The sequence below is a fragment of the Stenotrophomonas sp. MMGLT7 genome, from assembly GCF_021168555.1.
Classification (GTDB): domain Bacteria; phylum Pseudomonadota; class Gammaproteobacteria; order Xanthomonadales; family Xanthomonadaceae; genus MMGLT7.
The window spans coordinates 402,349-416,280 of sequence record NZ_JAJOZS010000002.1 but is presented as its reverse complement, the minus strand read 5'-3'; the positions used below and the strand labels follow the sequence as shown (position 1 = coordinate 416,280).

Below are 13,932 nucleotides of genomic sequence, written 5' to 3'. Positions count from 1 at the left end.
CGATCGCCAGACCGATTCGGGAACACGCATCCATGGCCGGCAAGACCCTGTACGACAAACTGTGGGAGATGCACGAGGTCAAGCGCCGCGACGACGGCTCCTCGCTGATCTACATCGACCGCCACATCCTCCACGAGGTGACCTCGCCGCAGGCGTTCGAAGGCCTGCGGCTGGCCGGGCGCAAGCCCTGGCGCATCGACGCCAACATCGCCACGCCCGACCACAACGTGCCGACCACGCGCACCGAGCGGCTCGGCGGGCTGGTCGCGATCGCCGACCCGGTCTCGCGGCTGCAGGTGCAGACGCTGGACGAGAACTGCGAGGACTTCGGCATCCTCGAGTTCAAGATGAACGATGCGCGCCAGGGCATCGTGCACGTGGTCGGCCCCGAGCAGGGCGCCACGCTGCCGGGCATGACCGTGGTCTGCGGCGACTCGCACACCTCCACGCATGGCGCGTTCGGTGCGCTGGCGCACGGCATCGGCACCTCCGAGGTCGAGCACGTGCTGGCCACCCAGTGCCTGGTCGCCAAGAAGATGAAGAACATGCAGGTGCGGGTGGAGGGCGAGCTGCCGTTCGGCGTCACCGCCAAGGACATCGTGCTGGCGGTGATCGGCCGCATCGGCACCGCCGGCGGCAACGGCCACGCGCTGGAGTTCGCCGGCAGCGCGATCCGCGCGCTGTCGGTGGAAGGCCGCATGACCATCTGCAACATGGCCATCGAGGCTGGCGCGCGCGTGGGCATGGTGGCGGTGGACGAGAAGACCATCGAGTACGTGCGCGATCGCCCGTTCGCGCCGAAGGGTGCCGACTGGGACGCCGCGGTGGCAGTGTGGAAGGACCTGGTGTCCGATGCGGATGCGCACTTCGACACCGTGGTGGAGCTGGATGCGGCGCAGATCAGGCCGCAGGTCAGCTGGGGCACCTCGCCGGAGATGGTGCTGGCGGTGGACCAGAACGTGCCGGACCCGGAGCGGGAGACCGATCCGGTGAAGAAGGACTCGATCAGCCGCGCGCTCAAGTACATGGGCCTGGCCGCCAACCAGCCGATCACCGACATCCGCCTGGACCGCGTGTTCATCGGCTCGTGCACCAATTCGCGCATCGAGGACCTGCGCGCGGCCGCCGCCGTCGCGCGCGGGCGCAAGGTCGCCGCCAGCGTCAAGCAGGCGCTGGTGGTGCCGGGCTCGGGCCTGGTCAAGGCGCAGGCCGAGGCCGAGGGCCTGGACAAGGTGTTCATCGAGGCCGGCTTCGAGTGGCGCGAGCCGGGCTGCTCGATGTGCCTGGCGATGAACCCGGACAAGCTGGGCAGCGGCGAGCACTGCGCCTCCACCTCCAACCGCAACTTCGAGGGCCGCCAGGGCGCCGGCGGCCGCACCCACCTGGTCAGCCCGGCGATGGCCGCCGCCGCCGCGGTGAGCGGGCATTTCGTCGATGTGAGGCAGTTACGGGATTCGGGATCGGGGATTGGGGATTCGTAACAGCGACGTTCCCGCAAATCCCCGGCTTTCCCAATCCCCAATCCCCAATCTCAAATCCCGGCCCTTCCATGAAACCCTTCACCACCCACACCGGCCTGGTCTGTCCACTGGATCGCGCCAACGTCGATACCGACCAGATCATCCCCAAGCAGTTCCTCAAGTCGATCAAGCGCACCGGCTTCGGCCCCAACCTGTTCGACGAGTGGCGCTACCTCGACGTAGGCGAACCCGGCAAGGACAACGGCGCGCGGCCGCTCAATCCGGACTTCGTGCTGAATTTCCCGCGCTACGCCGGCGCCAGCGTGCTGCTGGCGCGCGAGAACTTCGGCTGCGGCTCCTCGCGCGAACATGCGCCGTGGGCGCTGGACGAATACGGCTTCCGCGCGGTGATCGCGCCCAGCTTCGCCGACATCTTCTACAACAACAGCTTCAAGAACGGCCTGCTGCCGATCGTGCTGAAGGACGAGGAGGTCGATGCGCTGTTCGCGCAGTGCGAAGCCGCCGAGGGCTACCGGCTCACCGTCGACCTGCAGGCGCAGGCCGTGACCCGGCCCGACGGCGTGCAGTACCGCTTCGAGGTCGATGCCTTCCGCAAGCACTGCCTGCTCAACGGCCTGGACGACATCGGCCTGACCCTGCGCGACGCCGACGCCATCGGTGCGTTCGAGGCCGGCCATCGCCAGCGCCAGCCGTGGCTGTTCGGCGCCGGCAGCCGCGCGTGACCGGTCGCGCTTCGCACGCGCAGGTGGTGCAGGCGCAGTTCGGCGAGCAGGCCGGCGCCTACCTGCACAGCGCGGTGCACGCGCAGGGTGCGGAGTTCGCCGAACTGCAGGCGGCGCTGGCCGCGCAGCCGCGCTCGCGCGTGCTGGACCTGGGCTGCGGCGCCGGCCATGTCGGCTTCCACCTGGCACCGCTGGCCGGCGAGGTGGTCGCCTACGACCTGTCGGCACAGATGCTCGAGGTGGTGGCCCGCACGGCCGCCGAACGCGGCCTGGACAACCTGCTCGTGGTGCGCGGCGCGGCCGAGCGCCTGCCGTTCGCCGAGGCGGAATTCGATCTCGTCGCCAGCCGCTACTCGGCGCACCACTGGGGCGACGTCGGCCAGGCATTGAGGGAGGTGCGGCGGGTGCTCCGGCCCGGCGGCACCGCCGCCTTCATCGACGTGATCGCGCCGGGCACGCCGCTGCTCGATACCCACCTGCAGGCCATCGAGGTGCTGCGCGACGGCAGCCATGTGCGCGACTACTCGGCGGCCGAATGGCTGCGGCTGGCCGGCGAGGCGGGCCTGCAGGTGCAGCGCCTGCAGCGCCAGCGGCTGCGGCTGGAGTTCGCGTCCTGGGTCGAGCGCATGCGCACCCCGGAGGTCTTCCGCCAGGCGATCCGCGCGCTGCAGCAGGGCGCGGGCGCGGAGGTGCGCGACTACTTCGAGATCGCCGACGACGGCTCCTTCAGCACCGACGTGCTGGTGCTGTGGACCGGCCGCGGCTAGGCGGCGATCCATGCAACGCTCCATTCAACGATTCGCGTAGGAGCGACTCCACGTGGCCTCCGGGCCATCAGTCGCGATGAGGCCTCACCGGTAGAGCCCATTCGCGACCGAAATCGCTCCTGCCAAAGCAACAGCTTCATACCTGCAAGGAAACATCGATGAGCAAGCAGATTCTGGTTCTCCCCGGCGACGGCATCGGCCCGGAGATCGTGGCCGAGGCGGTGAAGGTGCTGCAGCGGATCGACGCGCGCGACGGCCTCGGCCTGGAACTGGTGTTCGACGATCTGGGCGGCGCGGCCTACGACCGGTACGGCAGCCCGCTGGCCGACGAGACGCTGGAACGCGCGCGCGCGGCCGACGCGGTGCTGCTGGGCGCGGTCGGCGGCCCGAAGTGGGACACGATCGATCCGGCGCTGCGCCCGGAGCGCGGCCTGCTGAAGATCCGCTCGCAGCTGGGCCTGTTCGGCAACCTGCGCCCGGCAATCCTGTACCCGCAGCTGGCCGGCGCCTCCACGCTCAAGCCCGAAGTGGTCGCCGGCCTGGACATCCTGATCGTGCGCGAACTGACCGGAGGCATCTACTTCGGCCAGCCGCGCGGCAACCGCGTGCTCGACGACGGCCAGCGCCAGGCCTACGACACCCTGCCGTACGGCGAGGGCGAGATCCGCCGCATCGCCAGGGTCGGCTTCGACATGGCGCGCCTGCGCGGCAAGAAGCTGTGCTCGGTGGACAAGGCCAACGTGCTGGCCTCCAGCCAGCTGTGGCGCACGGTGGTCGAGGAAGTCGCCAGGGACTATCCGGACGTGGCGCTGAGCCACATGTACGTGGACAACGCGGCGATGCAGCTGGTGCGCGCGCCCAAGCAGTTCGACGTGATCGTCACCGACAACATGTTCGGCGACATCCTCTCCGACCAGGCCTCGATGCTGACCGGCTCGATCGGCATGCTGCCCTCGGCCTCGCTGGACGCCGACGGCAAGGGCATGTACGAGCCCTGCCACGGCTCGGCGCCGGACATCGCCGGCCAGGGCATCGCCAACCCGCTGGCGACGATCCTGTCGGCGGCGATGATGCTGCGCTACAGCTTCGCCCAGGCCGCCGCCGCCGATGCTATCGAGCATGCGGTCGGCAAGGTGCTCGACCACGGCCTGCGCACCGCCGACATCTGGTCCGAAGGCTGCACCCGGGTCGGCACCGGCGAGATGGGCGATGCGGTGGTGGGGGAGCTTTAGGGGGAGGGATTGGGGATTCGGGATTGGGGATTGGCAAGAGCCGGTCACCGCTCCATCCGATCCTTCCCGCGAAAACGAAACGGCCGGTGGAACACTCCACCGGCCGTTTTTCTTGCGTGTGTCGAGGGCAGGACTACCGAAGATCGACGAATCCGCTCCTGCGAATCCCCAATCCCGAATCCCCAATCCCCGCCCTCAAGCCACCGCCACGCCGCTGTCGCTGTGCGCCGCCGTGGTCTGCCGCAGCAGCCGGTTGGCGACGTCCAGCCAGGCCAGGGCGCTGGCCTCGATGATGTCGCCGCTGGTGCCGCTGCCCTCGTAGGCGGTGCCCTGGTGGGTGACGCTGAGGTTGGCCTCGCCGCGGGCGTCGGCGCCGATGCCGACGCTGTGCACCTGGTAGCTGTCCAGCGTCAGCTGCACGCCGGTGGCGGCGGCCAGCGCGGCGAACAGCGCATCCACCGGGCCGTCGCCTTCGGCCGTCTCGCTCACGCGCTGGCCGTCCGGATCGGACAGCTCGACCCGCGCGCTGGCGCGCTGGGCGGTGTCGCCGTGCTGGCCGACGTTGCTGACCGTCATCGACGACAGCCGGTAGCCCTGGCTGTCGCTGGCGTCCTGCATCAGCGTCTGCAGGTCGGCGTCGGTGACCACGCGCTGCTGCTCGCACAGCGCCTTGAACTGCTCGAACACCAGCTTCAGCTCTTCCTCCTCCAGCCAGTAGCCCAGCGCGCGCAGGCGCGCCTCGACCGCGGCGCGGCCGCTGTGGCGGCCCAGCACCATCTGCGAGGACTCCCAGCCCACGTCCTCCGGGCGCATGATCTCGTAGGTGCCGCGGTGGCGCAGCATGCCGTGCTGGTGGATGCCCGACTCGTGGGCGAAGGCGTTGGCGCCGACCACCGCCTTGTTGCGCTGCACCGGCATGCCCACCAGCCGCTGCAGCAGTTGCGAGGTCGGCACGATGCGGCGGGTGTCGATGGCGGTGTCCTGCGCGTAGAAGGCGTTGCGCACCTTCAGCGCCATCACGATCTCCTCGATCGCGCAGTTGCCGGCACGCTCGCCGATGCCGTTGACGGTGCACTCGACCTGGCGCGCGCCGCCCTCGACGGCGGCCAGCGAGTTGGCCACGGCCAGTCCCAGGTCGTCGTGGCAGTGCGCGCTGAACACCACCCGCTCGGCGCCGGGCACGCGGGCGATGATGCGCGAGAACATGCCGCGGATTTCCTCCGGGGTGGAGAAGCCGACGGTGTCGGGCAGGTTGATGGTGGTGGCGCCGGCGGCGATGGCGACCTCGGTCACCTCGGCCAGGAAGTCCTCCTCGGTGCGGGTGGCGTCCTCGGCCGAGAACTCGACGTCGTCGACGTAGCCGCGCGCCATCGCCACGTGCTTGCGCACCGACTCCAGCACCTGTTCCTTGTTCATGCGCAGCTTGTGCTCGCGATGCAGCGGGCTGGTGGACAGGAACACGTGCAGGCGCGGATGCGCGGCGGCCTCCAGTGCGCGCGCGGAGGTCTCGATGTCGGTCGCCAGGCAGCGCGACAGCACCGCCAGGGTGGTGCCGCGCAGCTCGCGGCCGATCAGCGCCATCGCCTCGCGGTCGGACTGCGAACTGGCGGGGAAGCCGGTCTCGATGATGTCCACGCCCAGCTCGGCCAGGGCGCGCGCCATCACCAGCTTCTGCTGCGGCGACATGCTGCAGCCCGGGGATTGCTCGCCGTCGCGCAGGGTGGTGTCGAAAATTCGGATTCGCGGGGTCTGGGAGTTGGAAGTGTTCACCAGAGGGTCTCCTCTACTGCGGTGGCGTTGGCGGCGATGGGGAAGGCGGAAGCGGCCGGGCTGGCCATTTTCGGCGATTGTGGGGGCGGGGCGGTACTGGACGATGACGGCGCGGACGATGGCGGCGAAGCCGGGCGCTCGCGGTTGCGCCGGCGCGGCTTGCGCGGCGGCCGCGGGCGCACCTCGGAGAGCAGGCGGGCGAGCACCAGGGCGTCGATGTTGCCGCCGGAGACCACCGCGCACTTGCGCTTGCCGGCGACCCGGCGCCCGGCCGCCAGCGCCAGCGCGCCGGCGCCCTCGGCGATCACGTGCTCCTCCAGCGCCAGCCGCACCAGCGTCTCGCGCAGCTCGGCCTCGCGCACGATCACCACGTCGTCGAGCAGGCTGGTGCACAGCCTGCGGGTGATGAAACCGGGGATCTTGACCTTGACGCCGTCGGCCAGGGTGGCGACCGGGTCGATCTCGCGCACGTCGCCGCGGATGGCGCGGGCCATCGAGTCCACTCCCTCCACCTGCGCGCCGACCACGCGCACGCCCTGCGACTTCAGCGCCAGCGCCACGCCCGAGGCCAGGCCGCCGCCGCCGATCGGCACGATCACCACGTCCGGGGCGTGGTGGGCGATCTCTATCCCGATGGTGCCCTGGCCGGCGATCACGTCCGGATCGTCGAACGCGGGCAGGAAGCGGTAGTTGTTCTGCGCGGCCAGCTCGCGGGCGAAGGCATAGGCCTCGTCGTAGCTGTCGCCGTGCTGGCGCACCGTGGCGCCCCAGTGGGCGACGCCGGCGATCTTGGTGGCCGGCGCCCCCATCGGCATCACCGTGATCGCCTGCATGCCCAGCCGGTAGGCCGACCAGGCCACGCCCTGGGCGTGGTTGCCGGCCGAGGCGCAGATCACCGGGCGCTCGTCGCCGCGCTCGCGCGCGGCCAGCATCGCGTTCAATGCGCCGCGCACCTTGTACGAACCGGTGCGCTGCAGGTTCTCCAGTTTCAGCCAGACGCCGAAGCGCTCGGCATAGTGCAGCGGCGTCGGCGACAGGTAGCGGCGCAGGCGGGCCTGCGCGGCCAGCACGTCGGCCACGCTGACGCGTACGTCGCCTACGTCGCTTTCCTGGGTGTCGCCGCCGCGGCCCGCGTCAGCCATGACGGCGCGACCGCGGAGCCGGGAGCGCGCTCCCGGGAACGAAGGCAGGGCAGCGGCGAAGAAGCGACCTCCGTGGAAGAAGACTCCTCCGTGCCGCGCCGTCCCGGCGCGCGGCCGTGCTGCCGGCGCGCACCGGGCCACCCGGGCAGGAGGCGATCGACCTTGCGCATCCCGCATCCCGCATCCCGCGTCCCATCGCGTTCATGCCGCCACCCCCTGCACCTGCGCCGTCGCGGCGACCTCGGTGACCTGCACCGATACGCAGTCGTAGACCTTCTCCAGCTGGTGGCGCAGGGTCTCGCCGGAGCGCTGGCCATCGACCACCAGCGCCACGTGCCAGCGGCCGCCGTCGGCCGCCGAGGGCTGGCCGTTGATCGAGACCGGCCGGAAGCCGCGCCGCTCGGCGGTACCGATCACGCGCAGCAGCGCGCCCTCGCTCGGCTTCAGCACCAGATCAAGCCGGTATTGCATGGCCGGCCTCCTTCTGCACGTAGGCGGGATTGCTTTCCAGCATGGTGCTGTTGGCGGTGTTGGGCGGCACCAGCGGCCAGACGTTGGCGCGCGCGTCGATGGCCACGTGCAGCAGCGCCGGGCCGGGCTGGGCCAGCAGGTCGGCCAGGCCGTCCTCGACCTCGCTGCGCGCGGTGATGCGCTTGGCGGGGATGCCGAACACCTGCGCCAGCGCGGCGAAGTCCGGGTTGTCGGACAGGTCGATCTCGCTGTAGCGCTCGGCGAAGAACAGCTCCTGCCATTGCCGCACCATGCCCAGCGAGGAATTGTCCAGCAGCACGATCTTCACCGGCAGCCGGCAGCGGGCGATGGTCACCAGCTCCTGCACGTTCATCATGAAGCTGCCGTCGCCGGACACCAGCACCACGGTGCGCTCGGGGCAGGCGAACTGCGCGCCCATCGCCGCCGGCAGGCCGAAGCCCATGGTGCCCAGCGCGCCGCTGGTCAGGTGGTTGCGCGGATGGTCGAAGCGGCAGTGCTGCGCCACCCACATCTGGTGCTGGCCGACGTCGCAGGCGATGACGGTGTCGGCCGGCGCCACCTCGCTCAGGCGCTTGAGCAGCGCCGGCGCGTAGATGTCCTTGCCGGGTGCGTCGTAGCGCGCGCCGAACTTCTCGCGGTTGCCGGCACAGCGCCTGTTCCAGTCCTCGCAGGTCGTCCTGGCCGCACCCAACGCGCGCAGCCCGGCCGCCACGTCGCCGCGGATGGCGATGTCGGCCTGGCGCAGCTTGGAGATCTCGCAGGCGTCGGCGTCCAGGTGGATCACCCGCGCGAACGGCGCGAACTCGCCCAGCTTGCCGGTGGCGCGGTCGTCGAAGCGGGCGCCGACCACCACCAGCAGGTCGCTCTCCTGCACCGCCATGTTGGCCGCACGGGTGCCGTGCATGCCCAGCATGCCCAGGTACTGAGGATGCCCGGCAGGCAGTGCGCCCAGTCCGCGCAGGGTCAGCACGGTGGGGATGCCGGTGGCCTCGACGAACTGGCGGAACTCGTCCACCGCATCGGCCAGGGCAATGCCGCCGCCGCCGTAGATGACCGGCTTCTCGGCACCGGCGATGGCGGCGATGGCCTCGGCCAGCCTGGCATCTTCCGGTGCCGGCGGCGGCGCCACCGCCATTGGCTGGTGCGCCGGCAGGTGGCCGGCGTCGGCCACCTGCACGTCCTTGGGCAGGTCGATCAGCACCGGTCCCGGACGGCCCTCGCGGGCGATGCGGAACGCCTCGGCCACCACCTGCGGCAGGTCCTCCACCCGCCGCACCAGGAAGCTGTGCTTGACGATCGGCAGGGTCATGCCGAACACGTCCAGCTCCTGGAACGCATCGGTACCCAGCAACGGCGTGCCGACCTGGCCGGTGATGCACACCATCGGCACCGAATCGAGCATCGCGTCGGCGATGCCGGTGACCAGGTTCGAGGCGCCCGGGCCGGACGTGGCCACACATACGCCGACCTTGCCGCTGGCGCGCGCATAGCCGTTGGCGGCCAGTGCCGCGCCCTGCTCGTGGCGTACCAGGACGTGGCGCAGCTTCGAATCGACCAGTGCGTCGTAGAACGGCATGATGGTGCCGCCCGGGTAGCCGAACAGGGTGTCGACGCCCTCGGCTTCCAGGGCCTGCGTCAGCCAGCGTGCGCCGTTGCGCGGCCTGGCTTGTGCGGAGGTGTTCATTCGGTGGCGACCTTCTCGGTAGCGGGTGGGGGTGCAGCGCTTACGCGGCCTTCTGGCCGTTGTCCGACGGTTGCGCGGCGGCCTGTTCCTGCAGCCACACCATCTTGGCGCGCAGCCGCTTGCCGACCTGCTCGACCGGATGCTCCAGGTCGGCCTGCTTGTACTTCTTGTAGTTCGGCAGCCCGGCTTCGTACTCGGCCACCCAGTTCTTGGTGAAGGTGCCGTCCTGGATGTCGGTCAGCACGTCCTTCATCCGCGCCTTGACGCTGGCGTCGATCACCCGCGGGCCGCTGACGTAGTCGCCGTACTGCGCGGTCTCGGAGACGAACTCCAGCATGCGGGTGATGCCGCCTTCGTAGAACAGGTCCACGATCAGCTTCAGCTCGTGCAGCACCTCGTAGTAGGCGATCTCCGGCTGGTAGCCGGCTTCTACCAGGGTCTCGAAACCGGCCTGCACCAGCGACGAGGCGCCGCCGCACAGCACCGCCTGTTCGCCGAACAGGTCGGTCTCGGTCTCTTCCTTGAAGGTGGTCTCGATCAGGTTGGCGCGGGCGCCGCCCAGGCCTGCGGCGTAGGCCAGAGCCAGCGCCTTGGCCTTGCCGCTGCGGTCCTGGTAGACCGCCCAGATGCACGGCACGCCGCGGCCGATCTCGTACTCGCGGCGTACCAGCGCGCCCGGACCCTTGGGCGCGACCAGCACCACGTCCAGGTCCTCGCGCGGCTCGATCATGCCGAAGTGCACGTTCAGGCCGTGCGCGAACAGCAGGCAGGCGCCCTGCTTCATGTTCGGCGCCAGCACCTCGTTGTAGAGCTTCTTCTGCACCATGTCCGGGGTCAGCACGGCGACCAGGTCGGCATTCTTCACCGCCTCGGCCGGCGTCTTCACCACGAAGCCGTCGGCCTGGGCCTTGGCCTCGGTGGGGCCGCCCGGGCGCAGGCCGACGACGACGTCGAAACCGGACTCGCGCAGGTTGAGCGCATGCGCGCGGCCCTGGCTGCCGTAGCCGACGACGGCGATGGTGGGTTGGGGCTGGTCGTTGCTGGTCATGATCGATGTTCCTCGGGGAAAGGGAAAAAAATCAGCCGGCAGTGAAGGCACTGGCCGGCTGGAGGGGGAAGCGTCTCGGGGCGGCAGCGCAGGCAGCGGCCATCGCGCCCTGGCGGGCGGTGCTGCTGGCTTTGCGGGTTGTCGAAGTGGTGTGGTTCATGTCATTCGAAACTTTTCTGCATCCCTGAAACGCGAAACCCCGCGCCGTTGCCGGTGCGGGGTCTTGATCGAAGCTCGTGTGTCTGTCGCTTACACGCTGGATCGTCCCGCACCGGTTGGCGAGCTAATAAGTACGAGGACGAGGATCGACGCGGCCGCGCCGGCGCCGATGGGCGCGGACAGGCGGGCGTTCGAGGTGGCGTTGCGGTGCGACATGCGGGGCAGGAAAGCACGGCGGGTTTTCCTTGTCAACCCTGGCCCCGCGCCGGTGCGTGGTTTCATCCGTGACCAGCGCGCAGCCCTTGCCGGCAAAGCATGGTTGCGGCGGAAACGGACTGCACGCCGACGGGGCGGCGGCGCGGGTCCGCTCGATTGCGCGGAGATTGCGTCGCTTTGGCAAAAAAATAGCCGCCGGGGTCAGCCGGCGGCAGGGGAGAGAGAGATGGATTCTTGTTGTGGCGATACGGTAGCCCGCCACCTGTGCGGGGCTATGTCGCTGCATTTGCGGTGTGTTGCGTGATTGCCATGCTCGACGACATGCGCTTGTCGATGGCCACGGACAGTCATGGCGGAGCATCGAGAGGGTAGGTTGGCTGAGCAGTTCCCGGTTCGGCACTCGTCGGCATCGCACTTTAGAGACCGATGCCAAAGAAAAGGGCCGCGTTCGGGAATCCGAAGCGGCCCTCCAAGGAGGCCCCGGCGTTGGGCGCCGGGACTCTTGTGGTGCGTATCAGAAGTTCTGCGTATAGCGCAGGTATAGCTGACGACCGTAGCCGTTGTAGAGGTAGTTATTGAAGTTTGTCGGCGAATAAGCCGCGTCGTACACCGGCGCCTTGTCGGTGAGGTTTCGCGCACCCACGGAAATGGTGCCGTTCCACGGCGCGTTGTAGCTGACCTGCACGTCATGAGTGATGTAGGCGCCGCCGCAACGCTTGGTGTAGCCCCATTCCTTCAGTTGCGAGCAGCTGTAGGTGCCGTCGTAGTAGGTGACGTAGTAGCCGGGCTCGTAGCCGATCGCGTTGATCGTCCAGGAGAAGCTCCAGTCGCCCAGATCCCAGTGCGTGTTGAGGTTCGCGCGCCACTCAGGGTAGCCATCGGTACCGATGTACTCGTCCTTGCCGTCCAGTCCGGCGATGGTATAGCTGTGGGTCCAGGTACCCTGCAGGTTCGAACTCAGGCGGCCCCATTCACCGAGGTCGAAGCGGGTGCGCAGGTTGAGGTCGATACCGTCGGTCTCAACCTGGCCTTCGTTGCCGTAGCCGGCGTACACGGACTGGATCGAACCGTCGGTATTGCGTACCACGTAGAACTGCTCGGGCAGGTACTGGCCCAGGGCGGTGCGGTCGAGGATGGTCTGTGCGTCGTACCACTTGATCTGGTTGTTGATCCGGATCTTCCAGTAGTCCAGGGTCAGGTTGGCCCAGGACACCGGATCCCAGGCCAGGCCCACGCTGAACTGCTTGGACTCTTCCGCCTTCAGGTCGGGGTTTGCGATGTGGTAGGCGTTGATCTGGACCGAGCTCGATGCATCCAGGCCGTAGGCCTCCGCGGTGGCTGCATCGGTGACGGTGTCGGCCGAGAACGCGGACTGCTGGTAAAGCGCCGGCAGCGTCGGGGCACGGAAGCCTTCGCCGTAGGATGCGCGCAGGGTCAGTGTGTCGATCGGCTGGTAGCGCAACGAGATCTTGGGCGAAGTGGCGTCGCCGAAGTCGGAGTAGTGGTCGTAGCGCAGGGCCAGGTCGGCGGACAGGTTGGAGAGGAACGGCAGGCTCCACTCGGCGTAGGCCGAGGTGAGGTTGCGGCTGCCCCACGCCGAGTTGCCGGACGAGCCGCCGACATTGCCCGCGGCCGACTGCTGGTCGTAGATGTCCTGGTAGTCGTGCTTGCTGTACTCGGCACCCAGGGCCAGGGACGAAATGCCGCCGGGCAGGGAGAACAGGTCGGTGTTGAGCAGCGCGTTGACTTCCTTCTGCTTGTAGTAGGCATCGCGGCTAGTCGTGGTGCGCATCGCGTCGAGCACTTCCTCCGAGTTCGAGTAGGGATCGAACGCGTTATAGGCGCCGGACTCGAAGTACTGCTCGGCCACGGGAATGTTGACGTAGTTGTAGCCGATTATGGTGGCGCGAGACTCGGTGGTGCGCGCGCCGAACTCGACGCTGGTGCTGTCGGTCAACTGGCCATGCAGGCTGAGGTTGACGTCGTAGGCGTTCTCGTCGGTGTAGGTCAGGCGGTTGCCGAGCGCGGCAAAGCGGTGCTTGATGTAGGCGTCCTGGCCGGTGGTGTTGTTGGGACTGTCGGCCGAGACATAGATGCTCTCGGGTACCGGCGCGTACTGGCTGGTGCTCTGCTTCTTGTTGACATAGATATCGGTTTGCAGCGTCCAGCGATCGCTCAGGTCGTACTCCGAGCGCAGGAACAGGTTCTTGTTCTTGATGCTGGCGGTATCGGCCATGTCGCCGACGTAGTTGTAGAGGCAGCTGGTATTGCCGCTGCTGCTGGTGCTCTCGTAGAAGTTGGTTCCCGAGCAGCCGCCCGGGACCACGCTGCTGCCGTTGGTGTAGAGGTTGGCGCCGGGAATCGTGCTTCCGTCGGCCGCGGTCAGTACACCCAGGTAGTTGTTGGCGTAGGACGAGCCGGCCACCGTGTCGGACCATGGGTAGTCCGAGACGTAGCTGATCTTCTGGTTGGTGTAGGAAATGCCGCCGAGGATGCGGCCGCGATCACTGCTGGTACCGAACAGGATCGAGCCTTCGGACGCGTCGCCGCCGTAATGGTTGTCGGTCACGCCGCTGCTGACCTGGAAACCTTCGAAATCCTTGCGGGTGATGATGTTGACCACGCCGCCGATGGCGTCGGCGCCGTAGATCGCCGAGGCGCCGTCGGTGAGGATCTCGATGCGTTCGACTGCCGCGGTCGGGATCGAGCTCAGGTCCTGGCCTTCACCGGTCAGTGGCGAGACCGCCGAGCGGCGCCCGTCGATCAGGATCAGGGTACGGCCTTCACCGAGGCCGCGTAGGCTCAGGCCGGCGAACGACTGGGCGGAACTTCCCGAAGTGGGGGTGAACGAACCGAAGGAGTTGAAACTGGAGCTCTGCAGCAGGTCGGCGACGGTGTTCTTGCCGCTGATCTCGATGGCCTGGCGGTCGAGGACGCTGACTGGGAGCGCTCCTTCGACCTCGGCGCGCTTGATGCGCGAGCCGGTGACCTCGATCTTGTCGAGCGTGGTGGGTGCGTCCTGCTTGACTTGGGTCTCTTGAGCCTGTGCAGAAATGGCTTGGAACATCGCGATGCCCAATGCAGCAGTCAACAGGCCGTGCTTGTGACTGACGATATGGCGTGGCTTTTTCATGGTGCGCAGATCCCTGGATTGATGGGCGCCGTCGTTCACGGGGTTAATGCCCCTTGAACGAAGACTTGACAGGAATCTAACGAGCG

The 13,932-nt window shown here is 68.5% G+C and carries 11 protein-coding genes; 5 read left to right on the top strand and 6 right to left on the bottom strand.

The features are described from left to right. Nucleotides 1-32 precede the first annotated feature (32 nt). The 4 genes from leuC (at nucleotide 33) to leuB (ending at nucleotide 4,202) form a co-directional block, all read left to right on the top strand. Complete coding sequence (gene leuC / locus LRX76_RS04520; RefSeq protein WP_231802497.1) at nucleotides 33-1,481, top strand: 3-isopropylmalate dehydratase large subunit; 1,449 nt, start codon at nucleotides 33-35, stop codon at nucleotides 1,479-1,481. Between the two features lie 68 nt (nucleotides 1,482-1,549). Further along, a complete protein-coding gene (gene leuD / locus LRX76_RS04515; RefSeq protein WP_231802495.1) occupies nucleotides 1,550-2,203 on the top strand; it encodes a 3-isopropylmalate dehydratase small subunit in 654 nt (217 codons plus the stop codon). Then, nucleotides 2,200-2,970: a class I SAM-dependent methyltransferase gene (locus LRX76_RS04510; RefSeq protein WP_231802493.1), complete on the top strand. Its 771-nt coding sequence runs from the start codon at nucleotides 2,200-2,202 to the stop codon at nucleotides 2,968-2,970. Before leuD ends, LRX76_RS04510 begins: the two co-directional genes overlap by 4 nt. 158 nt (nucleotides 2,971-3,128) lie before the next feature. Next, the gene (gene leuB / locus LRX76_RS04505) at nucleotides 3,129-4,202 is read left to right on the top strand and encodes a 3-isopropylmalate dehydrogenase (protein WP_231802491.1); all 1,074 of its coding nucleotides are present in this window, start codon (nucleotides 3,129-3,131) and stop codon (nucleotides 4,200-4,202) included. Between the two features lie 195 nt (nucleotides 4,203-4,397). Here leuB and LRX76_RS04500 read toward each other — a convergent pair whose 3' ends face one another. The 5 genes from LRX76_RS04500 to ilvC form a co-directional block, all read right to left on the bottom strand. After that, the gene (locus tag LRX76_RS04500) at nucleotides 4,398-5,975 is read right to left on the bottom strand and encodes a 2-isopropylmalate synthase (protein WP_231802662.1); all 1,578 of its coding nucleotides are present in this window, start codon (nucleotides 5,973-5,975) and stop codon (nucleotides 4,398-4,400) included. Beyond that, entirely contained in the window at nucleotides 5,969-7,114 is a 1,146-nt protein-coding gene (locus LRX76_RS04495) for a threonine dehydratase (protein WP_231802489.1), read from the bottom strand. The genes LRX76_RS04500 and LRX76_RS04495 overlap by 7 nt, the downstream gene beginning before the upstream one ends. A 201-nt stretch (nucleotides 7,115-7,315) precedes the next feature. Then, nucleotides 7,316-7,585, bottom strand: coding sequence for an ACT domain-containing protein (locus LRX76_RS04490; RefSeq protein WP_231802487.1), 270 nt, complete (start codon nucleotides 7,583-7,585; stop codon nucleotides 7,316-7,318). Beyond that, on the bottom strand, nucleotides 7,569-9,290 hold the full coding sequence (gene ilvG, locus LRX76_RS04485; RefSeq protein ID WP_231802485.1) for an acetolactate synthase 2 catalytic subunit: 1,722 nt from the start codon (nucleotides 9,288-9,290) through the stop codon (nucleotides 7,569-7,571). Before ilvG ends, LRX76_RS04490 begins: the two co-directional genes overlap by 17 nt. Nucleotides 9,291-9,330: 40 nt before the next feature. Then, nucleotides 9,331-10,338, bottom strand: coding sequence for a ketol-acid reductoisomerase (gene ilvC, locus LRX76_RS04480; protein ID WP_231802483.1), 1,008 nt, complete (start codon nucleotides 10,336-10,338; stop codon nucleotides 9,331-9,333). A 41-nt stretch (nucleotides 10,339-10,379) separates the two neighbouring features. Here ilvC and LRX76_RS04475 point away from each other — a divergent pair, with 41 nt between their 5' ends. Continuing rightward, nucleotides 10,380-10,526, top strand: a complete 147-nt coding sequence (locus LRX76_RS04475; protein ID WP_231802481.1) for a hypothetical protein — start codon at nucleotides 10,380-10,382, stop codon at nucleotides 10,524-10,526. Nucleotides 10,527-11,227: 701 nt separating this feature from the next. Here the strand turns inward: LRX76_RS04475 and LRX76_RS04470 are convergent. Beyond that, nucleotides 11,228-13,846 (bottom strand): TonB-dependent receptor, encoded by a 2,619-nt coding sequence (locus LRX76_RS04470; protein WP_231802479.1) that lies wholly within the window; start codon nucleotides 13,844-13,846, stop codon nucleotides 11,228-11,230. Nucleotides 13,847-13,932 lie beyond the last annotated feature (86 nt).